Raw genomic sequence first — 24,185 nt, forward strand, 5'->3', positions numbered from 1 at the left:
GACTTGCGAAGCGGGTGCTGGCACTCAAAAGCATGGCGCACCGAAGTCAATATCGCTGGCCGCATCGGTGGCGGGCCTGCTAGTCATGGCTGCCCGTGGAGGAGCCCATGACTGCAAGTGCGTTCAAGACTGAGATCACGGAGACCGCCGAGGCCCTGATCGGGCCGTGGCGCCAGCCGCGCCAGATGCTGCACGAGCAAGTCTACGATGCGCATGCCTCCATCCACGACGATGCCACCGCGCAGAAGCTCGGCTTCAAGGGTGGCACCATCGAAGGGCCGACGCATTTCAGCCAGTTTGCGCCGCTCGGTGCGCGTCTCTGGGGCCAGGCGTGGTTTGAGAGCGGCTGTCTCTCCGCGCATTATCGCAGCGTCTGCTATGAGGGCGAGGAGGTGCAGGCGATCCTGTCAAAGCCTTTGTCCGGAACGAGCCAGTGCCAGATCCAGATGGTGAAGCGCGACGGCACCGAGGTGCTGCGGGGCACGGCGTCGGTCGGCGATCCCGGCATTGCCACAGCGCTCGAGGCGCGCCTGACCGAACTCAAGCCGCTCGTCGATCCCGTGATCCTGCGCGACGTCAAGGTGGCGCAGACCAGCACGCGACAGACGGTGCGGATGGCGTTCGATCAGAACATGGGCGACCTCTATCCGTTTTCGCTGCGGCAGAAGCTCGCTGTCATCACCGAGAGCTCGGCCTATTATTCGGGCGCCGAAAATCCGTGGGGGCAGGCCATCATTCCGATGGAGATGCTGAGCGTGCTGTTCCAGTACCGCTCCAAGGACGATCCGTTGCCGGCGAAGGGGCCGGCCGTCGGCTTGTTCGCCGACCAGGAGATCCGGCTCCTGGGGGGACCGCTTTTCGTCGGCGAGGAGTACGAGGTGGAGCGCGAGGTGGTCGCGCTGTCCGGCAGCCGCCGCACCGAGAGCGCGTGGGTCAAGACACGCGTGTTCGACAAGGCAGGCACAATGGTCGCGACGATGCTGCTCAACATGGCGACACTGAAGGACTCCTATGCGCGGTATGAGGAGGAGTATCGACAGCTGTATGGAGATACTGGCCGCTAAGAAGTGCGCCTCACGGCCGCTCATCGTTTGAGCAAATGCACGTCGCAAAAGCCGACGCACAGGGAATAAGCAGACGTCGATCTCTGGCGTAACCTTCTGAGTGCGCAGCGATTTCCCTTGTCTCCCTGACGCTCCCGCGATTGTACACAATGGCACGGCGCTTGCAGAACTCCTGAGACAGAGAGTTCTCGCGGGGCCTCGTCATGTTGAACTCAACCAAGCCGACACTGGGCGTCATCAGCGCCGAGCCCGAGCCGATCAAGCTCGATTGGTTGTCGACGGCGCTTGTGATCATCGACATGCAGCGCGACTTCATGGAGCCCGGGGGCTTTGGCGAGACGCTTGGCAACGACGTCAGCCAGCTTGCGCGCGCGGTAAAGCCGATCGGTGCGGTGCTGAAGGCCGCGCGCGACACCGGCATGCTGGTGATCCACACGCGCGAGGGCCATTTGCCTGACCTCTCCGACGCGCCTCCTGCAAAGGTCGAGCGCGGCGCGCCGTCGTTGCGCATCGGCGATCCCGGTCCGATGGGCCGCATTCTCATTCGCGGTGAAGCCGGTCACGACATCATCCCCGAGCTTTATCCGCTCGACAGTGAGGGTCGTGATCGACAAGCCCGGCAAGGGCGCGTTCTACGCCACCGAGCTGACAGACGTGCTCGAGAAATACGGCATCGAGAACTTGCTGGTGTGCGGTGTCACCACAGAGGTATGCGTCAACACCACCGTGCGCGAGGCCAATGATCGCGGCTATCGCTGCGTCGTCATTTCGGACGGCTGCGCGTCCTACTTCCCCGAATTCCACGAGATGGGCCTGAAGATGATCAAGGCCCAGGGCGGCATCTTCGGCTGGGTCGCAGACTCGGCCGCAGTTCTGGAGGCGATGAAGACTTCGACCACATAGGGGTATGACCATGAGCACGTTTACGGGGACGGCCGCCAAATCTGAGATCAACAAGTCCGAGTTCAAGCCGGCACTTTGGACATCGGGTGACTGGAACGCGTTTTTCGGCTTCGGCACCAACATCCTCGTCAACATGCTGGTGCTCACGGGCCTGCTCCGCTTCGTCCTGAAAATGCCTGATAGTCTCGTGTTCGGCCGTATCCTGCCCGCGCTGGGGCTGATGATGTGCCTCTCCACCTTCTACTACGCATACCTCGCCTACCGGCTCGCGCAGAAGACCGGCCGCAGCGATGTCTGCGCGCTGCCGTCCGGCGTCAGCGTGCCGCACATGTTCATTGTCACCTTCGTGATCATGCTGCCTGTTACCCTGAAGACCGGCGACCCGCTCAAGGGCTGGTCGGCGGGTCTGGTCTGGGTGTTCTTCCAGAGCTTCATCCTGATGATCGGCGGCTTTATCGCACCGTTCATACGCAAGATCACGCCACGCGCGGCGCTGCTCGGCACGCTTGCAGGCGTCTCGCTCACCTTCATTGCGATGCGCCCGGCGCTCGAGATGTACATGACTCCGCAGATCGGTCTGGTCTGCTTCGCCATCATTCTGGTGAGCTGGTTCGGCGGCGTGAAATATCTGAAGAGCGTTCCGGCCGGTCTGATCGCGATCGTGGTCGGCATGATCATCGCATGGGGCTCGAACCTGTTCGGTCTCGGCCTCGGGGGATTGAGCGTCAAGGGCGTCGGTGATGCCTTCGCCAATTTCGGCTTCTCGGTGCCGATCCCTGCGGTGAACCATGTCTTCTCCGGCTTCGAATATCTCGGCGTCATCTTGGTGACCGCGATTCCCTTCGGCATCTATGATCTCGTCGAGGCCATGGACAACGTCGAGAGCGCGGAAGCCGCGGGGGACGAATATCCGACCACGCGTGTGCTGACCGCCGACGGCGTCGTCAGCCTGATCGGCTGCCTGATGGGCAATCCCTTCATCAACGCGGTCTATATCGGCCATCCCGGCTGGAAGGCGATGGGCGGCCGGATCGGCTATTCGGCCGCAACCGGCATCATGGTTGTGGTGCTGTCCTGGTTCGGTGTCATCTCGGTGCTGCTGGCCCTGGTGCCTGTCGTCGCGATCTCGCCGATCCTGCTCTATATCGGCATGTTGATGACCGCCCAGGCTTTCCAGACCACGCCGTCGAAGCACGCGCCCGCCGTGGCGCTGGCCTTCACGCCGCATCTCGCCGCATGGGCCAAGCTCCAGCTCGACACCATGCTCGGCTCGACCGTGAATGCTGCGGCTACCGTCGGCGGCATGGCCGCCGACAAGGCCGCCGCAGTGAAGAGTGCAGCGATTGCCGCCCTGCCGCAGCAGGGCGTGTTCTATCACGGGCTCGAGGTCATGGGCGGCGGCTCCATCCTCGGCGGGCTCATTCTGGGTGCGATCGGCGTCTTCATCATCGAGCGTGACTTCGAAAAGGCGTCAGCCTTCGCGCTCGTCGGCGCGGTGCTGACCTATTTCGGCTTCATGCATGGTGAAGCTGTTGGCGTCGGTGGCGGCTTCGGCGTGACGCCCGCGGTGGCGTTCGCCTATGCCGTCATGGCAGCGGGCCTGTTCGCAGCCAGCAAGCTCGGCGCCACCGAACGCTATGCCGCGCCCCCGGAGATGCAGGCCGCACCGGCGGAGTAGGGTAGGCAAAACATAAAAAGCGGCCGGGCCATGTTTGATGGCCCGGCTGGTTTCATTTCTAACCGCCCTTGACGGCGCCGGCCGTAAGCCCGGCCACGATCTGCCGCTGGGCGAACACCGTGAGCAACAGCACCGGGAGGGTGACGATCAGCGCGGCGGCGGCAAGCGGGCCCCAGCTCAGCTGGTCGAACGAGATCATGTTGTAGACGGCGACGGGCAGGGTGCGGGTCTCACGTCCGGCCAGCACGATGCCGAACACAAAATTGTTCCAGGAGAAGATCACCGCGAGAATGAAAGCGACCGCGATGCCGGGCTTGGCGATCGGCAGAGCGACATGCCGGAACACCTGCCAGCGCGTGGCGCCGTCGATCAGCGCGGCTTCTTCCAGCTCCAATGGGGTCGTCTCGAAATAGCCGATCATGATCCAGATCACGATCGGCACCGTCACCACGAGATGGATGATGATCTGCGGCACCAGCGTGCCGAGCAGTCCCAGCCATTGAAACAGCAGGAATAGCGGGATCAAATAGGACAGCCCGGGCGTGATGCGGGCGATCAGGATCACGATCGCGGATTTGTGGGCGGCCATGCGCGCGATACCATAGCCGGCGGGGACGCCGACCATCAGCGCGAGCGCGGTCGCGCTGCCGGTAACGATCAGGCTGTTGAAGAAATAGGTGACGAAGCGGTTGGAGGCGAGCACGTCGGCATAGTTCTTCCAGGCGAAATGCTCGGGGATGAACACCGGTGGGTAGGCCGCATTGTCGACCTCGAATTTCAGCGAGAGCGACACCATCCAGAGAAAGAACAGGATCGCCGGCGACACGATGACGAGTACCGCGAACCACAGGCTGATCTTGCCGATGATTTGACGTGGCGTCATGCGTCGCTCGCGATTTCGGTCCACAACATGCGTTGCCGGGCGTAGAGCATTACCGCAGCAAGCAGGACAATCAGCAGGAAGAATATGACCGCGATCGCCGAGCCATACCCGAGATCGTAGTAGGTGAAGGCGACGCTATAGAGATAAATGTTGATCGTCTCCGACGCCGTGCCCGGTCCGCCCTGCGTGATCGCGAAGATGACGTCGAAACTTTTCACCGCGTCGATCATGCGGATCATGCCGGCGATGAACAGGAACGGCATGATCAGCGGCAACGTGATGAAGCGGAACACCTGCCAGAGATTGGCGCCATCGATCTGGGCGCTCTCATAGGGTTCGGTCGGGATCGCGGCCAGACCGCCGAGCACGATCAGCATTACGAGCGGCGTCCATTGCCAGGTTTCGACCAGCACCAGCGACGGAATGACGGTTGCCGGATGAAATACCCACAGCTGCGGGGGGAGTCCGACCAGCGACAGCAGGTAATTCAGTATGCCGAGCTGCGGGTGGAACATCATGGTCCAGACCAGGGCGATCGCCACCGGCGTCGCCATCATCGGCATGATGAAGATACCGCGCAGAAAACCGCGTCCGGCGAATTTCTGGTGAAACACCACGGCTGCGAATGTGCCGAACACGAGCGGCAACAGTACGGACAGCAGCGTGTAGACCAGCGTGTGTCCGATCGCCTCGATGAAGCGGGGATCGCTGGTCAATCGCAGATAGTTGGAGAATCCGACGAAGGTCGTCGGCGAGCCGACCTTCCATTCGTTCAGGCTCATCCAGATGGTGAACACCCACGGGAAGATGATGATCGCGAGCACGACGAGCAACGCCGGCACCACGAACGGCCAATAGGACGGCGGCCGCAGCTCCTTCTCCGGCCCGGCATCAGACCGTGCCGCGGCCGGAGTCGATTGTGTCAACGCACTCACGCCTTTTCGCTACGCTCCAGGATCGGACGAAATTGATCGTTCGCTTTCTTCAGCTCGGCGGCGGGATCGGCACCGGACAAGGTTGCGGTGAGCGCTGCGCCGACGATGTCGCGGAATTCGGCGACCGGGATCACGACGGGAAGACCAAGCTTGCTGATCTTGCTGGAATCGATCACCGACTGCAGCCAATCCTTGGGCATCTTCACACCCTGCTGCACCTCGGAATCACCGAGGATCGAGTTGCGGAACGGCACGCCGCCGCCGGCCTGCAACAACCGCGCACCCTGTTTCTTCGAGACGATCCATTGGCAGAGCAGATAGGCCGCTTCCTTGTTCTTGCTCCCAGCGGCAATGCCGACGCCGTCACCATAGGTGGCCGAATAGTGCCCCTTCGGGCCTGCAGGCACGACGGTGTAGCCGACTTTGCCGACCACGCGCGACGCAGCGGGATCCTCAAGCGGTGGGGCCCAGCCGACACCGTCGATCCACATCGCCGAACGCCCCTGCGTGAAAGAGGCCATCGACTCCATCCAGTTGAAGCCGGCGACACCGGGTGGAGCAAATTTGGTTAGCAGGGTCTGGTACAGTTTCGTCGCCTCGACGGCTTCCGGCCCGTCGGTGAGGATGTTGCCCTTGCTGTCCAGGAATTCCCCACCGTAGTCCAGGAAGAAATTGCCCCACAACGCCATGTTGGCGTTGCGCAAGCCTCGCCCGACGAATCCGTAGATTCCCTCCTTGGGGTCGGTGAGTTTTTCGGCGGCCGCGACCATCTCGTCGAGGGTCTTGGGGACGGCCACACCCTTCTTCTGGAAGAGCTCCTTGTTGTAGTAGAGGATGAAATAATCGACCGACCAGGGCAGCGACAGCATCTGGCCCTTGTCATTCTTGGCGTATTGCAGGCCGGCGGCCGAGAAATCGCTCTCGACGAGGTCGGGCGCCGTCAGCGTGGGGTCCTTCATCAAGGGCGTCATGTCGGCGAGCCAGCCGGCCTTCTCGAACTGCCGCTTCTGCACGTGATAGCTGAGATGGACGACGTCGAAGCTTGGTCGGCCGGAGGTGAGCTCGATGACGCATTTCTGGCGCTGCTGCTGCTCCGGGATCTGCTCGGATTCGACCTCGATACCGGTGAGCTCGGTGAATTCCTTGACGTATTTTTGCAGATTATCGCCGCGTGGGCCCTTGGCGAGGATCACCTCGAGCTTGGTCCCGGCATATTTCTTCCAGTTGACCTCGGCGCGTGCCGGCCATCCCGTCAGGCTGAGCGCGCCAGCTGCCGCGGTGCCGGTCAAAAGCGTACGGCGCGAGATTTTGTGGTCAGTCACCTTAATTCCTCCCTGTGACTCAATTTGGGGGGATACTAGCGACCGTTCGACGCCTGCCTAGCCCTAATTTGGGCGTTACGGTCGCACCGCCGGCGTTTCCATCGGCATTCCGCGGGCCCGCGACATCAGATGGAGTTCGAGCGCGACCAGCTCGGGCGCGCCGTAACGCCTCCGGCAAAGCTCAGTCTCGGAGCGTTGCAAGAAAGGCCACGATGTCCTCGACCTCTGCGGCCGACAATATCGGTTTGCCCATGAAACCGCGTCCGACGCGGACGAGGCCGTCCGCACGGCAATAGGACGGCATGATGGTGTCCGGCTTGAAGCGCGAGGCGTCAACCATTCGAAGCCGCAACTGGCTGACCGTCCAGCGGTTCCCGGCGCCACTGAGATCCGGCGCGAGGTCGCCCTGGAAACGCGTTTCCGGGAACGGGCCGGAATGGCAGCTGCGCAGCTGTGGTTCGATGGCGGACACCGCCTGGCCGATCACGGTGACGCCCTCGGCGGCGAGCCTGTCATATTCAAATTGCTGCGCTTCGATGTCACGCAGGCCCGCGATTACCTCGTTGCGCGCTTCCACTTTCGGCATCTCGTTGATGCGCATCGACTTGAAGGTGTCGAAGTTGGTTTGCTCGATGCGGCCGTCCTTCACGGTGCAGCCACCATGGAACAGCGCCGAGAGGCCATAGACGAAGGAGCCTGCGATCTGCCGCTCCACCTGGGCCGGATTGACGACGTAGCCGGGGTCGGTGGAGGCGACGATGCGAAGCACCTTGATCTTGTTGCCGTCCGCCACCGAGATTTCGGCGGCGCCGGCAACGTAGCTGCCATAACTCATGACCTGCGCGATGCCGCGATAGACGCCTTGCGGCGCCGGCACAGCGGCGCAATGTGTCCGCCAAACCGGAACCGTTCAGATCAAGAGTCTGAGGGGCAGCTAGCGAAGATTCTCGCATCTCCAGGAACGTTATGAAGCGGGCGGTGTCGTGTGCGCCCCGCCGTCCTACTTCACCGCCAGCCGCAGGAAGCTCATGACACTGCCGAGTGCGGCAAAGCCTGCGCCCAACGTCAGCGCCACGGTGGCGCCGTTGTGGCCCGCCATGGCAAAGCAGGCCGCGGCCAGCGCAGCACCGGTCGTCTGCCCCGTCAGTCGCGCAGTTGCGACGATGCCCGAGGCGCTGCCTCCGCGATGCGGTGGCGCGCTCGACATGATCGCCTTCATGTTCGGTGCCTGGAAGAAACCGAACCCCATGCCGCAGATCATGATCCGCCAGACGATGTCAGGGATGCTCGGGCTCGCGGGAAGCCATGCGAGCAGCGCCATGCCGAGGCCTAGCAGAATGAGACCGATGCCACCCAGCAGGCCAACCGGATGGCGATCAGAGAGGCGGCCCGCGATTGGCGCCATGATGCCAACCACCAGCGGCCACGGAGTCATGAAGAAGCCGGTCTCGACCTGCGAGCGTCCGAGCACGTCCTCGAAATAGAACGGCAGCGAGACGAAAGCGAGACCCTGCACCGCGAAGGAGCAGACCGCGGTCGCCGCCGACAGAGCAAACATCGGCCTGGCGAACAAGTCGATCGGCAGCATCGGCGCGGGATGATCGGCCTGACGCCGCGTCAGGATGAAGGCGAGTGCGAATGCCGTGACGAGCTCGACGGCCACGATGACCGGCGACATATCGTGCGCGGCGCTGCCGATGCCTGTAATGAACAGGCCGAGGCAGGCAGAAGCGAGCAGCGCGCCGAGGAAATCGAAGCCGTGATCGGCGCGCGGCGTGTTCGGCAGCATCGTGAAGCCGATGCCTGTTGCGACGAGGCCGAACGGGATATTGACCGCGAACAACCACGGCCATGGGCCGACCGCAAGGATCGCAGACGCAATCGAGGGACCGAAGGTGAAGGCGGTTGCGACCACCAGCGCATTGTGGCCGAAGCCGCGGCCCTGCATCCGGCCGGGATAGACGAAACGCACCAGCGCCGTGTTGACGCTCATGATGCCGCTGGCACCCAGGCCTTGCAGCGTCCGTGCGACCAGCAAACTGTCCAGCGACCAGGCCACTGCGCAGAACAGCGAGGCGATGGTGAACAGCATGAGACCGCCGAGATAGATGCGCTGGTGCCCGACGATCTCGCCGAGCGCCCCGAGCGGCAGCAGCGTGGCCACCAGCGCGATCTGGTAGACGTTGACCACCCAGACCGACTGCTCCGGGCTGACATGCAGATTCGCGGCAATGGCGGGCAGCGCGATGTTGGCGATCGCGGTATCGAGCGAGGCCATCGCCAACGCCGTGAAGATCGCCGCGATCGCCCAGCGGCGCTGTTCGGCCGGCAGGCCATCGGCTTTGGGATGATCGGGCTCGCGCGCAGCGGCAGGTAACGTGATGGTCATGCCTTGCGCTTTGCTCCGGCGATCGGCGTCGATGATCTCTGGCGTGTACTACGCTTGCGGCGCCTTCCACAGGCATATGCTTGCATGCATTGTATGCGCAAAGGGCGCTGCGATCGCCGGGATATTGCAGGCCGCGTGAGCCGCGCGCTCGAAAACAACCCCATGCACCGTAGAAGGCCCCTTGATGGAGAAGGGGTTTTTCAGCCGGCTCGGTTGCGACCTCAGCGGCGCCGGACAAGTTGACACGTCGGGCAAAACACCGGCACGATGTCATCATGGCGGCAAAGCCAGCTCGTGCTGAGCGGCCACCCTCGCGACGCTAGTCGACGATGTTGTCGATATCCTCCGCCTTCAGGCGGGCGAGATTGTCCGTCATCTGCTGCAGCCGCTCGGGCGCGTGGCCTTGCCACTGCGTCACCTCGGCAATCACCCGCAGCGGATCGCGGGAGCGATAGGACTGCGTGGGATTGCCGGGAAACTTCTTGTCCGTCACGTTCGGATCGTCGACGATCGGCCCGGTCGGCTCCACGACGTAGATCCGCCCCGGTCCGCTGCCTGCGGCGAGCTCCGCGCCCCAGATCGCCGCGTCCAGCGTGGCCGTGAAATAAACCCAGGACAGCGGCTTGATGTCGGTGAAGTTGGAGGGATGGCCGACGACGATGAGGTCGCCGGGCTTCAAATCGGCGCGTGTGCCGTGGAAGAACGATTGCGCGAACATGGTTGGTGCGGATGACATGAATCGATCCTGAGCGGCTGTTGTTAGTTGCGGCGGATCTGCGCGCTCACGATGCGGCCGGGCGGGATGCAGTTGATGGTGATGCCGTGCTCGCCGATCTCGCCATCGCCCTATCCCTGCCTGCCACGAGGCATCTCCAGGACTCTCCGGAGCAGCGTGGGATGGCTGAGAACCGCGTGCAATTCAGATTTGTCGAGCCACGCGGCCGCATCCTCGAAGCTTTCGCATTCTTCGACCTTGGCGCGCGCCGTCGCCAGAGGCACATGGACAGGGCCGAACTTGCGGGGGCTCGCAAGCGAGAGCGAACCCAGATGCTCGCCCAGCAACTCCGGATCCCGGCTGAGCTGGTGCAGGGCTTTGGTCGTTTCGATGGGCTCCGATGCGGCCAATTCATTCGCGCGGAGCACCACAGCGGGCGGATTGTTGGTTTCCGGCGTTGCAAAGACTCCGGGCGCCTTCAACCGCGACGACGTTATTATTCCCAGCGGAATTGCAAGCAGGAGACCCAGCACCACAGGCGACATCCAAAGCAGCAGCGGCAAGGAGACCGCATAGGCGCTGAGCGCAAGGACCAGGCCGCACACGGTGGGCCCGGCGAACTTGCGATAGATCTCGCCGAGCGCAAGCTCTCCATCGCTTCGGCGCTGCACCTGCCATCCCGCGTCCCGCCCGACGAGAATTTCCATGACCGCCTTGCTCTGGAAGATCATCATGCACGGCGCGATCAGTGCCGCGAGAACAGTTTCGCAAAACACCCCCAGCAGCAGGCGAACGCTTCCGGCGAAACCCATGCGTCCCTCGCGATGGCCAATCACCAAGACATAGGCCAGCAGCTTGGGCAAGATCAGAAGTCCCATCGTCGCGGCAAAGAGCCGGGCCGCGAGCACCGGGTCCTGTTGCGGCCAGGTGGGAAACAGACTGAATCCCTTCGGAAAGTATTCGGGGCGGATGAAGTGCGCCTGCAATGAGATGAGCAGGCCGAGCACCAGGAACAGAAGCCACAGCGGCGCGGTGAGATAAGAGCCGATGCCCGTCAGCAGATGCAGCCGCGACACCCAGTATAGCCCGCGCGCCGGCAGGACCGCGAGGTGCTGCAGGTTACCCTGGCACCAGCGACGGTCTCTCCCCGCGAAGTCCAGCACCGACGGAGGGACCTCTTCGAAGCTGCCCCCAATGTTCGGTGCCATATAGATCCTCCAGCCGGCGCGGCGCATCAACGCAGCCTCGACAAAATCATGGCTGAGGATGTGGCCTCCGAAAGGCTTGCGGCCGCGCAACTCCGGCAAGCCGGCCTCCGCAGCGAAGGCCCGCACGCGGATGATGGCGTTGTGGCCCCAGTAGTTGCTGTCGCCACCGTGCCACCAGGCGTTACCGGCTGCGACGATCGGGCCGTATACGCGCCCGGAGAACTGCTGCAGCCTGCTGAACAGCGTCCGCGCGTTGACGATGACCGGCTGCGTCTGGATCAGCGCGGCAACGGGATCGGTTTCCATCGCGTGGACCAGGCGCACGATGGTATTGCCTTCCATCAGGCTGTCTGCGTCGAGAACGATCATGTGATCGTAGGCTGCGCCGAACCTGCTGACCCAGTCGGCGATGTTGCCGGATTTTCGTGCGGTATTGTCGGAGCGATGGCGGTAGTACAACCGATCCAGGCCGCAGGCGCGGCGCAGCTGGATGAAGGTCATCTCCTCGCAGATCCAGATGTCCGGGTCAGTCGTGTCGCTCAGCACGAACCAGTCGAACTTTTCTCCATATCCCGTCTCGTCGACCGATTCATACATCGCGCGCAGTCGCGCCATCACATGATGCGGATCCTCATTATAGGTCGGGATCAGCATGGCCGTGCGCGACGTCACCGCTGACAGGGAGCCGGTGGTGTCGAGCGGCAATCCGGCAGGCCGACGCGTCAGCAGCGCGAAAAATCCGGCAAGCGCGGACATGAAGGAGAACGCGACCCAGGCGAGCAGCACGAGAAAAAGGCCGAGCAGCACCGCTTCGAGAAAGGTCACGCCACCCACTTCGACCACGTCGTACATGCCGTAGCCGCCGGCAGCCGTCAGCAAGGCCGTGCCGACGAAGATGAAGAGGCGTCGAACGATCAGGGCGGCCCCGGGACGAACCGGATCCCGGCCGGAGTCTGCCGCGCGGCCCAGCCGGCACGGCAACATCGGGAGCGGACTTTCGGGCGGCAGGAACGGGCTGCCGAGGGCGCTCCGCGGTGGCGGGAACTGCTTCACGGCGTCCATCGATAGATCCACACCTCGGAGACCGGCGCATCGCCCTGCGCCAGGAAGGCTCGCAGTTCGATCGCCGTCTGCCCCTTGACCGCACATTGAAAGCTCAGACGCCATCCGCCTGTCATGGGATTCGGTTGGGTGACGATGTTGCTGATCTCGGCCTTTTCAGCGGTCACCACGCCCTTGATGGTCTTGGGATCCACGCCTTTGAGTTGTTCGCCCATGAGTTCAAGGACGAACAGTTTGCTGTCGTCGCCCCGGCTGCCGATCCCGGTTCGCGTGAACCGCGCCAGCGCTTCGGGTTTCGGCGCGTCGGGCCCCCAGTGGAGCCGGTAGGTGAAGATGTGCTCGCTCTTGGCCATCAACGGCTGCTTGGGTTGCCAAAGCGCGGCGATGTTGTCGTGAACCTCCTCCTTGGTCGGAATTTCGAACAGTTTCACGGCACCTTCGCCCCAATCGCCGATCGGCTCGAACCAGAGGCTTGGGCGCTTTTCGAAGCTGGATTCCAGATCCTGATAGGCGGCGAAATTCCTCTCCCGCTGCATCAGGCCGAAGCCACTTGGATTGCGATCGGCAAAGGTGCTGACCTGCAGATCGTGCGGATTGTTGAGCGGGCGCCAGAGCTGCTCACCCCTGCCGTTGAAGATCGCAAGTCCATCCGAATCGTGAACCGCCGGGCGGAAATCGTCAAAATCCTTGCGCTCGTTTGGCCCGAAGAAGAACATGCTGGTCATCGGCGCGAGTCCGGGATGCTCGACGTCGACCCGCGGATAGAGGGCCATCTCGACGTCAAAGACCGTGGTCTGGCCGGGTCGAATGGTGAACCGGTAGCCTGCCGCCGCGCTCTTGCTGTCCAACAGCGCATGCACCACGAGGGAAGAGGCATTGGGCGCGGGCTTTTCCAGCCAGAACGCCTTGAACACCGGAAACTCTTCGCCCTTGCTTTCGCCGGTATTGATCGCCAGCCCGCGCGCCGACAGGCCGTATGTCTGGCCCTTCGCGACGGCCCGAAAGTAGCTTGCGCCCAGGAATACGCAAACTTCGTCGTAATAATCCGGCCGGTTGATGGGAGCGTGGACACGGAATCCGGAAAAGCCGATGTCGAGATCCGGCCATTGCCCCAGGCCGTCCCCGAAAGAAAAGTCATCGCGCCGATAGGGAATCGGCATGACGCTTTTGTCCGCGACCTGGAAGATCTCGACCCTGTTCTTGTAGAAGAAGCCGCGAGGAAAAAACTGCACCTCGAACGGCAGTTTCTCATCACGCCATAGCGCCTTCTCCGGCGCGAAACGAATGGACCGGTATTGGTCATAGTTGAGATTCGTCAGCGCATCCGGCAGCTTCTCGTCGGCAGGGGCGAACGGCTTGGCCGCAAGCGCGCGGGCAAGCTCGCGTACGTAGGAAGGACTGAAGGACGGGGCGGAGCCCGTCTCGGCCGCCATTGCACGCGGCAGTATAGTGACAGCTGAAACAGCAGCCGACGCGCGAAGAAGTTGACGGCGGTTCACGCTTGGATCTCCCCGGTTCGAACCAGGGGAGGAAACGACCCATGTTCCCCGGAGTTCCGCTTGGGCAACGTGGCGTGACAGCGATAATTTCGGCGGATGTTTGGGCGAATTCAGGGGCCGTCTTTGGATCCGATGCAGCCGCCCGTCTGCTCCATCAACAGATCAGGTTGAGCCAGCGATGTCGGGTGATGGCATGTCGAGCCGCAGGGCTGCATCGGAATCAGCAGCTCCTAGAACTGATACCGTCTCAACCCGCCATCCACCGGGATCACCGTTCCCGTGATGTAGCGCGCCACCGGTGACGCCAGAAACACGGCGAGCGCGGCGAGGTCTTCCGGCTCGCCCCAATAGCCGACCGGAATCTCTTCCTCGGCAAAACGCTCGCGATAATCAGGCGCGTAGTTGCGGCGGATCTGCTCGCTCATGATTCGGCCGGGCGGGATGCAGTTGATGGTGATGCCGTGCTCGCCGATCTCGCGCGACAGGCCCTTGGCCCAGGCGTGCACCGCGGCCTTCGCGGCGAACGCGGCGTTGAGGCCTTCCGGCTCGGACTTGCCGGTGATGTTGACGATGCGGCCCCATTTGCGTTCGATCATCTGCGGCAGCAGCGCATGCGCGATCCGGCGGTAGCTGGTGAAATTCAGCGCGATCGCCTCGTCCCATTTGCTGTCGGGCGCATCGATGGGGAGGGGACGGCTGCCGCCGGCATTGTTGATGAGGATGTCGACATGGCCGAGCTCCTTCAGCGCGAAAGCGGAAATCTTCTCCGCCGCGTCTGTCGCCATCACATCCTGCTCGAACGGCGTGATCAGCCCACCGCCGACCTCCTTCACCAGCTCGGCGAGCAGGTCGGTGCGGCGCGCCACGCCCACCACGCGGACGCCTTCGGCAGCGAGGCCCTTGGCGATGGCGCGGCCGATGCCGATGCTGGCGCCGGTGACAACAGCGGTTTTCGATTTCAGCCCGAGATCCATGGTCACACGCTCTCTTGATTGGTTCTTGCTTGTTGCTTTCGCTTCCCGCCCGTCCTGCAGCTCTAGCGAATTGCCTGAGCGGGACGAGCAGTGGTAACCAAGTCGCCTCGCGAAGGAAACACCAAAAAGAAAAAGGCTCGACCAATGGTCTGGGATCCGCAGCAATATCTGAAATTCTCCGGTCACCGGCTCCGGCCCGCGGTCGACCTGCTGATGCGCATTCCCGACATCGGCCCGCGCACGGTCGCCGATCTCGGCGCCGGCGCCGGCAACGTCACAAAACTGATCAAGGAGCGCTGGCCGTCCGCTGCGGTCACGGCTGTCGAGGGCTCGGCCGAGATGGTCGCTGCCGGGCGCAAAGCCGCGCCTGATGTGGAATGGTCACATAAAGACCTCGGCCATTGGCATCCCGCGAAGCGATATGACGTCGTCTATTCCAATGCCGCACTGCACTGGCTGCCCCATCACGCGGCGCTCTTCCCTACGGTGATGGAGAAGGTCGCGCCCGGCGGCATGCTGGCAGTGCAGATGCCACGCAACTTCCTGGCGCCATCGCACGTGCTGATCGGCGAGACGGCCCTGAACGGGCCATGGCGGTCCAAGGTCGAGCACCTCGTCACGCCGCCGCCGGTGGAGGGGCCTGCCTTCTATCACGATGTACTCGCACCGCTGTCTGCGAATATCGACATCTGGGAGACCGAATATCTCCAGGTGCTCGAAGGCGACAATCCCGTGAAGGAATGGACCAAGGGCACCTGGCTGACGCGTTATCTCGACGTGCTCGAGGGCGCCGAGAAGATCGAGTTTGAAGCGGCCTACGGGATGCGGGTCGCGAAGGCCTATCCGAAGAACGAGGCGGGGCAGACGCTATTTCCGTTCCGGCGCCTGTTCATGGTCGCCCAGCGCAAGGGTTAACGCGCTTCGGCGATGCGACATAAGCGCTCGCTTCACCAACCGGAAGCCGGCCCCGGGTTGCGCATGCGATTGCCGCCGAGATAGCCTCGGTGCGGCATGGCACCGCCGCGGCAAATTGGGCTTAGGTCTAGTTGTTCGGGGTGCCGATTGCTGCCACTACTGACCTGCAAAACAAAAAAAGAACCTGGTTTCCAGGGTTGTTGGGGAGGTCCTTCATGCGCAAATTGCTCTTTGCGGTCGCTGCGGCCGCGTTCGCTTTGGCTCCGGCTGTTGCCCAGGCCCAGAGCCCGATCATCATCAAGTTCAGCCACGTCGTCGCCAATGATACGCCGAAAGGCAAGGGCGCACTGAAGTTCAAGGAGCTCGCCGAGAAGTATACGGACGGCAAGGTCAAGGTCGAAGTTTATCCGAACTCCTCGCTCTACAAGGACAAGGAGGAGATCGAGGCGCTCCAGCTCGGCTCGGTGCAGATGCTCGCGCCTTCGACTGCGAAATTCGCCCCGCTCGGCATCAAGGAGTTCGAGGCACTCGACCTGCCCTGGCTGTTCAAGGACGAAGCGACCTACTCCGCCGCGATGAAGGGCACGGTCGGCAAGTGGTTGTTCCAGAAGCTGGAGACCAAGGGCATCACCGGGCTCGCCTATTGGGACAATGGCTTCCACATGGTGTCGTCGAACCGACCGCTGATCAAGCCGGAGGATTTCAAGGGCCTGAAATTCCGGATATCCGGATCCAAGATCGCGGACCAGTATTTCCGCATCCTCGGCGCGATCCCGCAGATCATGGCATTCTCCGAAGTCTACCAGGCGCTGCAGACCGGCGTGGTCGACGGCTGCGAGAACACCGCGTCGAACTATCTGACGCAGAAATTCTACGAGGTGCAGAAGGACATCACCGTGTCCTATCACGCGCATCTGCAATACGCTGTCATCGTCAATTCGAAATTCTGGTCCGGATTGCCGCCTGATATCCGCACCCAGCTCGAGAAGGCCATGGCGGACGCCACCGACTACACCAACCAGATCGCGCACCAGGAGAACGATGATGCGCTGGCCGAGATCAAGAAAACCGGCAAGACGCAGCTGCATTATCTGAGCGACGCGGACCGCAAGGCATGGCAGGAAGCGATGCAGCCGACTTATAAATGGGCAAAAGGCCGCGTCGGGCAGGAAGTGCTCGATGTCATTGCCAAGGAACTCGACGTCAAGATGAACTGACGCGCCTTCGTGGAGAACAGTACCAACGGTCGGGAGTGAAGGCTCCCGACCGTTTCGTATCGATAGGGGGATTCTGATTTGCTGCGCGTGCTCAACCAGCTGCTCAACCATCTCGAAGAATGGTTGATCGCGACGCTCATTGCGGCTGCAACCGGACTGATCTTCATTGCGGTCGTGCACCGTTACGGTGCGGGCGAATCGATCAATCTGTCGCGATGGGCCGCCGCTCACGGGCTGACCTGGCTGGCATCGGCGTCGATGGCCGTGTTCACCTTCATGTCCGAGCTGGATCTGTCCTGGGCGCAGGAACTCTGCATCTACATGTTCATCTGGATGGCGAAGTTCGGCGCGGCCTATGGCGTGCGAACCGGCATCCACGTCGGCGTCGATCTGCTCGTCAACCGATTGCCCGAACATTCGCGCAAGCATGTCATCCTGTTCTCGCTGCTGTGCGGCGCGCTCTTCACCGGCATGATCGCCGCCTTCGGCGCCTCCTTCGTGCGAGAGATGTTCCATACCGGGCAGCAGTCCAACGATCTGGAAGCACCGATGTGGTTCGTCTATCTGGCGATCCCGCTCGGCTCCGGATTGATGTGCTTCCGTTTCCTCCAGGTCTCATGGTCCTACTTCCGGACCGGCGAGCTGCCGCATCACGACGAGACCCACGTCGAGGGCGTGGAGGCCGATGTCTCTCCGGCGCTGCATCCGCAGCCCGCCGGCGCCGCAACCAGAGCGGCTTCGCGAAAAGTCTCGCCGCTCGGCGTGATCCTGATCCTGGCGCCGGTCCTGATTTTCGCGATGTGCTTGGCCGAGAAGTTCGGCGTGTTCGCACTGCCGCAATGGATGCGCGCTGCAACGGTGTTCGGGCTCCTGATCTCGCTGATGCTGACCGGCATCCCGGTCTCGATCGCGCTCGGTCTCACCGTCATGACGTTCCTGTTCACGCTGACCGCGGTTCCGATCGAAGCCGTCTCGATGAAGCTGTTCACGGGCATCGAAGGCTTCGAGATCATGGCCATCCCGTTCTTCATCCTCGCCGGCAACTTCCTCACCCATGGCGGCGTGGCCCGGCGCATGATCAATTTCGCGACCTCGCTGATCGGTCATTGGCACGGCGGCCTTGGGCTCGCCGGCATCGTCGCCTGCGCGATGTTCGCCCTGGTCTGCGGCTCGAGCGTGGCCACCGTCGCTGCGATCGGCGCCATCGTGCTGCCCGAGATGGTCCGCCACGGCTATCCCATGCGCTTCGGCGCCGGCATCATCACCGTCGCCGGCTCGCTCGGCATCCTGATGCTGCCGTCGATCCCGAAGATCGTCTACGCGGTGTCCACCAACACCTCGATCGGCGCGCTGTTCGTCGCAGGCCTGTTGCCCGGCATTCTGCTGACGGCGATGCTGTGCATCGTCACCTGGTGGCTCGCGCGAACGCGCGACTATCCGCGATTGAAGAAGGCGACCTGGGGCGAGACCATCCGTGCCTTCCGCGAGAGCGTCTGGGGATTGATGCTGGTCGTCATCATCATCGGCGGCATCTACAGCGGCCTGTTCACCGCAACCGAGGCCGCCGCGATGGCCGCGGTCTATTCCTTCATCATCGCGGTGTTCGTCTACAAGGCGATCGGCATGAAGGACGTGCCGCGGGTGCTGCTGCGCGCCGCCAACACCAGCGCGATGCTGCTCTACATCGTCACCAACGCGGTGCTGTTCTCCTTCGTGCTCGCCAACGAGAACCTCCCGACGATCCTTGCGGACTGGATCGCGGCGCAAAATCTCGGCTGGGTCGGCTTCCTGCTGGTCGTCAACGTGCTGCTGCTGCTCGCCGGCAACTTCATGGAGCCGAACTCGATCATCCTGATCATGGCGCCGATCCTGGCGCCGGCGGCCAAGAAGCTCGGCATCGACCTCGTCCATTTCGGCATCGTCATGGACGTCAACATGGAGGTCGGCCTCTGCCATCCGCCTGTCGGCCTGAACCTCTACGTCGCCTCGATGATCGCACGCATGCGCATCACGGATCTCGCAGGCGCGGTGATGCCGTGGCTGCTCACCATGCTCGGCTTCCTCGTCATCGTGACCTACTGGCCCGATCTGACGCTGTGGCTGCCGCGGGTGCTGGGGATGCATTGAGGCTTCAAGCGACCGGCGGAGCCGGCCGTTGGCTGTTGGAACCGATGCACGAATGGGTTTAGATGGCTGCAACCTGAGCAGGGGAGGAGCCAGCCGATGACCGAGATCTCCAGCAGCGAGCCGAAGGGCGCAACGCCGTCCGTCATTGCGCAGCATCAGGCGGTGCTGAATGCGCTGCCGTTTTCCGATACGCGGGATTTCGACGACGCTGCGCGCGGCTTTCTCGGCACGATCGAGCATGCGAAGATCGTGAACAGGCAGGGACGGACGGTCTGGAGCCTCGAGCCTTATGGCTTTTTGTCTACGGATCAGGCGCCGCCGACCGTCAATCCCAGCCTGTGGCGGCAGTCACGGCTCAACATGCAGCACGGGTTGTTCGAGGTGGTACCGGGCGTCTACCAGGTGCGCGGGCTCGACATTGCCAACATGACGCTGATCGAGGGCGACAGCGGCGTCATCGTCGTGGACACCCTGACCTCGATCGAAGGCGCGCGCGCCGCGCTCGATCTCTATTACAAGCACCGCGGCATGAGGCCGGTCGCAGCCGTGATCTTCACCCACACCCACACCGATCACTGGGGCGGCGCGCGCGGCGTGCTGGAAGCGGATGCGCTCGCCAGTGCCAGCGTGCCCATCATCGCCCCTGATCTGTTCATGGAGCACGCCGTCTCCGAGAACATCATCGCGGGTCCCGCGATGCTGCGCCGGGCGCAATACCAGTTCGGACCGTTCCTCGCCAAAGGCGTGCGCGGCCATGTCGATTGCGGCCTCGGCAAGACCATGGCCGCGGGCACGGTCGCGCTGCTGCGCCCGACCGATCTGATCATGGCGACCGGCGACAAGCGCGTGATCGACGGTGTCGCGTTCGAATTCCAGATGGCGCCCAACAGCGAAGCGCCTGCGGAGATGCACTTCTTCCTGCCGCGATACAAGCTGTTGAACCTCGCCGAGAACTGCACGCATAATTTCCACAATCTGCTGCCGTTCCGCGGCGCCGATGTGCGCGATGCGCTGGCGTGGTCGAAGTACCTCAACGAAGCCCTGCATCTCTGGGGCGGCAAGGCCGAGGCGATGTGCGGCCAGCATCACTGGCCGGTGTGGGGGCGCGAGCGCATCGACACCATGATCCGCGAGCAGCGCGACCTCTACAAATTCACGCATGACCAGACCATTCGCCTGATGAATCACGGCCTGAATGCCGCCGAGATCGCCGAGGCGATCCGGTTGCCTGGCAGCCTCGACGGTGCCTGGCACGGCCGCGGCTATTACGGTCACGTCAGGCACAATGTGAAAGCGATCTACCAGAAATATCTCGGCTGGTACGACGCCAATCCGGTCAACCTCGATCCGCTGCCGCCGGTCGAGTCCGGCAAGAAATATGTCGAGTATATGGGCGGCGCGGATGCGATCCTCTCGCGTGCGCGCGCGGATTTCGACAAGGGCGAATTCCGCTTCGTGGCGCAGGCGCTCGGCCATCTCGTCTTCGCTGAGCCGGACAATGCGGCGGCGCGCGCACTGCTCGCCGATACGCTGGAGCAGCTCGGCTATGCCGCCGAGAGCTCGACCTGGCGCAACGCCTATCTGTTCGGCGCCCAGGAGCTCCGCCAAGGCATGCCCCGGACGCCGCCCCGCGCACCGATGCCGCGGGAGACGCTGGCCGCTCTTCGCACCTCACAGCTCTGGGACGTGCTCGGCATCCGCCTCAACGGACCGAAGGCGGAAGGCAAGCACATCGTGCTGAACTGGCGCTTTTCGGATACCGGCGAGACGTTCGTGCTCAACCTCGAAAACAGCGCGCTGACTTACACCGAAGGTGTGCAGGCCGGAAACGCCGATGCCAGCTTCACGCTCGCGCGGGCGACGCTGGACGAGGTGATCGCAAAGCTGACGAGCTTTCCGGAAGCGGTCGCCGACGGCAAGGTCAAGCTGTCGGGCAATCCGATGAAGCTCGCCGAGCTCATGGGACTGATGGACGAATTTCCGCGGATGTTCGAGATCGTGGAGCCGAAGCGGTCGGTGGTGGTGTAGGTCGACGCGACTCGCCGCATCCTCCGTCGTTGCGAGGATCCCGCGACAAAATTGCGGAGCAATTTGCGCCGGTGCGATGAAGCCGGTCGCTGGAGCAGGCCCAAAATGTCGATGACCGGGACGAGCCCGGCCACGACGCAAATCGCCTTCGAAAGGCCTGCTACTCCGCGCTGCTCACCAGCTTGATCCGCGGCGCCTGGGCCTCGGTCAGGCTACGATAGGCCGCGAGATAGTCCAGCGCCATGCGCCGCGCCGTGAAGCGCCGCTCGAACTGCTTGCGGATGGCAGAGCGGTCCAATTGCGCGAGACGGCCGACGACGCCGGCGGCGCTGAGGATGTCCTCGACGACGAAACCGGTGAGGCCTTCGTCGATGATCTCGGGCACCGAACCGCGGTTGAAGGCGACCACCGGCGTGCCGCAGGCCATGGCTTCGATCATCACGAGACCAAACGGCTCCGGCCAGTCGATCGGCAGCAGCAGGCCGAGCGCACCGCTCAAGAAGTCCGACTTCTCATGGTCGCCGATCTCGCCGATGAAATCCACCAGCGGATTGCCTGCGATCATCGGCTTGATCAGCTCGTCATAATAGTCCTGGTCGGCGCGGTCGACCTTGGCCGCGATCTTGAGCGGAATGCCGCAATGCATCGCGATCTTGATGGCGCGGTCGACGCCCTTCTCCGGCGCGATGCGGCCGAGCACGGCGAGATATTCCTGTTTCGCCGGCTTCGGCGTCAGCAAACGCTCCGGCAGCCCATGATGAATCGTCGACACCCAATTGGCCTGTGGCACCGGCCGCCGCTGTGCGTTCGAGATCGAGATCACCGGCATCTTGGAGAAGGTGTTGAAAACAGGCTGATGCTCCGGCAGATCGAGCCTTCCGTGCAGCGTGGTCAGGAACGGTGTCGGCTGCCGGTAGAACAGCGACCACGGATAATAATCGAGATGGAAATGGACGAAGTCGAACTCCTCGTCGTCACATTTCTGCCGCACGTGCTCCAGCAGCACCATGTGCAGCGCATTGGGATCGCGCACGGAACCGTCGAGGCGTAACGCCCGCGGCCATAATGCATCGAGTTTTGCCGAGGTCTGCGAGTCGCCGCTGGCGAACAGGGTGACGTCGTGTCCGAGGGCAACCAACTCTTCCGTCAACCAATGCACCACCCGCTCGGTGCCGCCATACAGCTTGGGTGGAACAGCCTCCGTCAACGGAGCTACCTGCGCGATGCGCATCTCACCATCTCCTCTGCGATCATGAACGTTGAAACCCCCGCCGTGTCTCGGCACCGGCATGCCGACAAGGGAACGTTCCCGCAGTTGCGAAGTTCCTTTTCTCAAACGTTACTTATTCGATCGCGCGTGTCTCGATGCTGCCATCTGATCTTCTCAGATCGTCCGCATCCGCATGTCGTGATGAGCTTGCCCGGGAACCGAGGCGAACTGGTCGATGTTTCAGTCGATCAGCAGAACAGTTGAATCATCACGACGGGGTCGGTGTCACATGGATCATCTTTCTGGATATGCGCGCAGGCCGTTTGCCTTTGTGTTGCGCTACCTGCGACGTCGATGGGCGTCGCATCTGGTGATCCTCGGCGCCGTCGTCGCGGCCGTTGCCTGTTCCGTGGGCACGCAGTACGGCGTCAAATCTCTCGTCGACAGCTTGTCTGCGGGCACTTCGCATGGCGGCAGCGTATGGCTGGCATTCATTTTGCTCATGTCGCTGATCGCCGCCGACAATTTTCTGTGGCGGATCGCGAGCTGGACCGCGAGCTTCACGTTCGTCCGTGTCACGGGCGATTTACGCCGTGACATATTCCGTCATCTGACCGGTCACGCACCGAGTTATTTCTCTGACCGCATGCCGGGGATGCTGACGAGCCGCATTACGGCCACTTCCAACGCCGTGTTCACCGTCGAGAACATGTTCGTCTGGAATGTGTTGCCGCCTTGCATCGCAACGGTGGCGGCCATTGCGCTGATTGGAACCGTGAGTCCCTATATGGCGCTTGGCCTGATCGTGATCGCCGGTGGCATGGTATTCGCGATGTTCCGTCTGGCCGCAGCCGGCAAACCGCTCCATGACGATTTCGCCGACAAGGCCGCCGTCGTCGACGGCGAGATGATCGACGTCATCAGCAACATGCCCCTGGTCCGCGCATTCTGCGGCATCGGCCACGAGCATGAGCGGTTCGACGCTACCGTCAACCGGGAACTCACCGCACGCAGCCGCAGTCTGCGCTATCTCGAGAAGCTGCGATTGACGCATGCAGCCATCACCGTCGTGCTGACGGTGGCGCTGATGGCCTGGGCCATCGTGCTCTGGCAGGACGGCGAGGCGACGACCGGCGACGTCGTGCTGGTCTGCACGCTCGGCCTCTCGATTCTGAATGCCACGCGCGACCTCGCCGTGGCGCTGGTCGACGTCACCCAGCATGTCGCCCGACTGACCGAGGCGATCGCGACGTTGCTCGTTCCGCACGAGTTGCGCGATCATCCCGCGGCCGGCCCCCTCGTCAAGACCGGCGCGGCGATCGCGTTCAACAATGTCACGTTCGGTTACCCCGGGGCGGAGAAGATCTTCGAGCGGTTCAGCCTGCGGCTGCAGCCCGGCCAGCGCGTCGGACTGGTCGGCCAGTCCGGCGGCGGCAAGTCGACCCTGTTCACGCTGCTGCAGCGGTTCTACGACGTGGACGAGGGCAGCGTGACGATCGACGGCCAGGACATCTCCATGGTGACGCAGCAGAGCCTGCGCGAAGCGATCTCCGTGGTGCCGCAGGATATTTCCCTGTTCCATCGCTCCATCAGAGAGAACATCCGCTACGGCCGGCCCAATGCGACCGACGACGAGGTGCTGCGGGCGGCAATTGCAGCGCGCTGCGATTTCATCGACAGCCTGCCGGAAGGTCTCGACACCATGGTCGGCGACCGCGGTGTCAAGATGTCCGGCGGCCAGCGCCAGCGCATCGCGATCGCGCGCGCCTTCGTGAAGGACGCCCCGATCCTGCTGCTTGACGAGGCGACGGCTGCGCTCGACAGTGAGTCCGAGGAAGCCATCCGCGAGGCGCTGACGCGGCTGATGCGGGGGCGCACCGTGATCGCGATTGCGCACCGCCTGGCGACCTTGCGCAATTTCGACCGGGTGATCGTGCTCAAGCACGGCAAGATCATCGAGGACGGGGCGCCTGACCGTCTGATGCAGGCTCATGGTCCGTACCGTGAACTGGTGACGCAGGAAATGAGCCGGCTCGCGAAGTTCGCCGCATAAACC

16 protein-coding genes and 5 pseudogenes are annotated in these 24,185 nt (G+C 63.0%); 9 read left to right on the top strand and 12 right to left on the bottom strand.

What is annotated here, in order from left to right:
- Positions 1-107 precede the first annotated feature (107 nt).
- The 3 genes and pseudogenes from ACVIIW_RS20400 (at position 108) to ACVIIW_RS20410 (ending at position 3,645) form a co-directional block, all read left to right on the top strand.
- Positions 108-1,064, top strand: coding sequence for a hypothetical protein (locus ACVIIW_RS20400; protein WP_456702363.1), 957 nt, complete (start codon positions 108-110; stop codon positions 1,062-1,064).
- 203 nt (positions 1,065-1,267) lie between these two features.
- Positions 1,268-1,967, top strand: a pseudogene (locus ACVIIW_RS20405) (cysteine hydrolase family protein).
- A 10-nt stretch (positions 1,968-1,977) separates the two neighbouring features.
- On the top strand, positions 1,978-3,645 hold the full coding sequence (locus ACVIIW_RS20410) for a regulator (RefSeq protein WP_456702364.1): 1,668 nt from the start codon (positions 1,978-1,980) through the stop codon (positions 3,643-3,645).
- Between the two features lie 58 nt (positions 3,646-3,703).
- On the opposite strand, the gene ACVIIW_RS20415 is transcribed toward ACVIIW_RS20410, so the two are convergent.
- The 11 genes and pseudogenes from ACVIIW_RS20415 to ACVIIW_RS20465 form a co-directional block, all read right to left on the bottom strand.
- Positions 3,704-4,528, bottom strand: coding sequence for a carbohydrate ABC transporter permease (locus ACVIIW_RS20415; protein WP_177243057.1), 825 nt, complete (start codon positions 4,526-4,528; stop codon positions 3,704-3,706).
- Positions 4,525-5,463, bottom strand: a complete 939-nt coding sequence (locus ACVIIW_RS20420; protein ID WP_456702365.1) for a carbohydrate ABC transporter permease — start codon at positions 5,461-5,463, stop codon at positions 4,525-4,527. The genes ACVIIW_RS20415 and ACVIIW_RS20420 overlap by 4 nt, the downstream gene beginning before the upstream one ends.
- Positions 5,460-6,785, bottom strand: a complete 1,326-nt coding sequence (locus tag ACVIIW_RS20425; RefSeq protein ID WP_456702366.1) for an ABC transporter substrate-binding protein — start codon at positions 6,783-6,785, stop codon at positions 5,460-5,462. Before ACVIIW_RS20425 ends, ACVIIW_RS20420 begins: the two co-directional genes overlap by 4 nt.
- Before the next feature lie 75 nt (positions 6,786-6,860).
- Positions 6,861-6,950, bottom strand: a pseudogene (locus ACVIIW_RS20430) (sulfur oxidation c-type cytochrome SoxA); the annotation flags it as partial.
- 16 nt (positions 6,951-6,966) lie between these two features.
- Positions 6,967-7,227 (bottom strand): annotated as a pseudogene (soxX, locus tag ACVIIW_RS20435) (sulfur oxidation c-type cytochrome SoxX); the annotation flags it as partial.
- Between the two features lie 126 nt (positions 7,228-7,353).
- Positions 7,354-7,659 (bottom strand): annotated as a pseudogene (locus tag ACVIIW_RS20440) (molybdopterin cofactor-binding domain-containing protein); the annotation flags it as partial.
- A gap of 126 nt (positions 7,660-7,785) precedes the next feature.
- Positions 7,786-9,174, bottom strand: a complete 1,389-nt coding sequence (locus ACVIIW_RS20445) for an MFS transporter (RefSeq protein WP_456702367.1) — start codon at positions 9,172-9,174, stop codon at positions 7,786-7,788.
- Positions 9,175-9,493: 319 nt separating this feature from the next.
- Positions 9,494-9,910, bottom strand: a complete 417-nt coding sequence (arr, locus tag ACVIIW_RS20450) for an NAD(+)--rifampin ADP-ribosyltransferase (RefSeq protein ID WP_456702368.1) — start codon at positions 9,908-9,910, stop codon at positions 9,494-9,496.
- Between the two features lie 110 nt (positions 9,911-10,020).
- A complete protein-coding gene (mdoH, locus tag ACVIIW_RS20455; protein ID WP_456702369.1) occupies positions 10,021-12,159 on the bottom strand; it encodes a glucans biosynthesis glucosyltransferase MdoH in 2,139 nt (712 codons plus the stop codon).
- A complete protein-coding gene (locus ACVIIW_RS20460) occupies positions 12,147-13,592 on the bottom strand; it encodes a glucan biosynthesis protein G (protein ID WP_456705209.1) in 1,446 nt (481 codons plus the stop codon). Before ACVIIW_RS20460 ends, mdoH begins: the two co-directional genes overlap by 13 nt.
- A 296-nt stretch (positions 13,593-13,888) precedes the next feature.
- Positions 13,889-14,632 (bottom strand): SDR family NAD(P)-dependent oxidoreductase, encoded by a 744-nt coding sequence (locus ACVIIW_RS20465; protein ID WP_456705210.1) that lies wholly within the window; start codon positions 14,630-14,632, stop codon positions 13,889-13,891.
- 144 nt (positions 14,633-14,776) lie between these two features.
- On the opposite strand from ACVIIW_RS20465, the gene ACVIIW_RS20470 reads away from it, so the two are divergent.
- From ACVIIW_RS20470 to ACVIIW_RS20490, 5 genes and pseudogenes are all read left to right on the top strand, one after another.
- A complete protein-coding gene (locus ACVIIW_RS20470; RefSeq protein ID WP_456702370.1) occupies positions 14,777-15,547 on the top strand; it encodes a methyltransferase domain-containing protein in 771 nt (256 codons plus the stop codon).
- A gap of 215 nt (positions 15,548-15,762) precedes the next feature.
- Positions 15,763-16,764: a DctP family TRAP transporter solute-binding subunit gene (locus ACVIIW_RS20475; protein ID WP_456702371.1), complete on the top strand. Its 1,002-nt coding sequence runs from the start codon at positions 15,763-15,765 to the stop codon at positions 16,762-16,764.
- Positions 16,765-17,040: 276 nt separating this feature from the next.
- Positions 17,041-17,382: pseudogene (locus ACVIIW_RS20480) on the top strand (TRAP transporter small permease); the annotation flags it as partial.
- Between the two features lie 225 nt (positions 17,383-17,607).
- A complete protein-coding gene (locus ACVIIW_RS20485; protein ID WP_456705211.1) occupies positions 17,608-18,891 on the top strand; it encodes a TRAP transporter large permease in 1,284 nt (427 codons plus the stop codon).
- A 96-nt stretch (positions 18,892-18,987) separates the two neighbouring features.
- On the top strand, positions 18,988-20,919 hold the full coding sequence (locus tag ACVIIW_RS20490; protein WP_456702372.1) for an alkyl/aryl-sulfatase: 1,932 nt from the start codon (positions 18,988-18,990) through the stop codon (positions 20,917-20,919).
- A gap of 160 nt (positions 20,920-21,079) precedes the next feature.
- On the opposite strand, the gene ACVIIW_RS20495 is transcribed toward ACVIIW_RS20490, so the two are convergent.
- Positions 21,080-22,150 (bottom strand): glycosyltransferase family 4 protein, encoded by a 1,071-nt coding sequence (locus tag ACVIIW_RS20495; RefSeq protein WP_456702373.1) that lies wholly within the window; start codon positions 22,148-22,150, stop codon positions 21,080-21,082.
- A gap of 268 nt (positions 22,151-22,418) precedes the next feature.
- On the opposite strand from ACVIIW_RS20495, the gene ACVIIW_RS20500 reads away from it, so the two are divergent.
- Entirely contained in the window at positions 22,419-24,182 is a 1,764-nt protein-coding gene (locus ACVIIW_RS20500; protein WP_456702374.1) for an ABC transporter ATP-binding protein, read from the top strand.
- The last annotated feature ends 3 nt before the right edge of the window (positions 24,183-24,185 follow it).

The sequence above is a fragment of the Bradyrhizobium sp. USDA 4449 genome, from assembly GCF_054056275.1.

Bases quoted from the DNA above. Each gene is read 5' to 3' on its own strand.
- ACVIIW_RS20445 (WP_456702367.1), bottom strand. From the start codon at position 9,174: ATGACCATCACGTTACCTGCCGCTGCGCGCGAGCCCGATCATCCCAAA.
- ACVIIW_RS20460 (WP_456705209.1), bottom strand. From the start codon at position 13,592: ATGGCGGCCGAGACGGGCTCCGCCCCGTCCTTCAGTCCTTCCTACGTA.
- ACVIIW_RS20475 (WP_456702371.1), top strand. From the start codon at position 15,763: ATGCGCAAATTGCTCTTTGCGGTCGCTGCGGCCGCGTTCGCTTTGGCT.
- ACVIIW_RS20415 (WP_177243057.1), bottom strand. From the start codon at position 4,528: ATGACGCCACGTCAAATCATCGGCAAGATCAGCCTGTGGTTCGCGGTA.
- ACVIIW_RS20470 (WP_456702370.1), top strand. From the start codon at position 14,777: ATGGTCTGGGATCCGCAGCAATATCTGAAATTCTCCGGTCACCGGCTC.
- mdoH (WP_456702369.1), bottom strand. From the start codon at position 12,159: ATGGACGCCGTGAAGCAGTTCCCGCCACCGCGGAGCGCCCTCGGCAGC.
- ACVIIW_RS20495 (WP_456702373.1), bottom strand. From the start codon at position 22,150: ATGCGCATCGCGCAGGTAGCTCCGTTGACGGAGGCTGTTCCACCCAAG.
- ACVIIW_RS20400 (WP_456702363.1), top strand. From the start codon at position 108: ATGACTGCAAGTGCGTTCAAGACTGAGATCACGGAGACCGCCGAGGCC.
- ACVIIW_RS20500 (WP_456702374.1), top strand. From the start codon at position 22,419: ATGGATCATCTTTCTGGATATGCGCGCAGGCCGTTTGCCTTTGTGTTG.
- ACVIIW_RS20465 (WP_456705210.1), bottom strand. From the start codon at position 14,632: ATGGATCTCGGGCTGAAATCGAAAACCGCTGTTGTCACCGGCGCCAGC.
- ACVIIW_RS20485 (WP_456705211.1), top strand. From the start codon at position 17,608: ATGCGCGCTGCAACGGTGTTCGGGCTCCTGATCTCGCTGATGCTGACC.
- ACVIIW_RS20490 (WP_456702372.1), top strand. From the start codon at position 18,988: ATGACCGAGATCTCCAGCAGCGAGCCGAAGGGCGCAACGCCGTCCGTC.
- arr (WP_456702368.1), bottom strand. From the start codon at position 9,910: ATGTCATCCGCACCAACCATGTTCGCGCAATCGTTCTTCCACGGCACA.
- ACVIIW_RS20410 (WP_456702364.1), top strand. From the start codon at position 1,978: ATGAGCACGTTTACGGGGACGGCCGCCAAATCTGAGATCAACAAGTCC.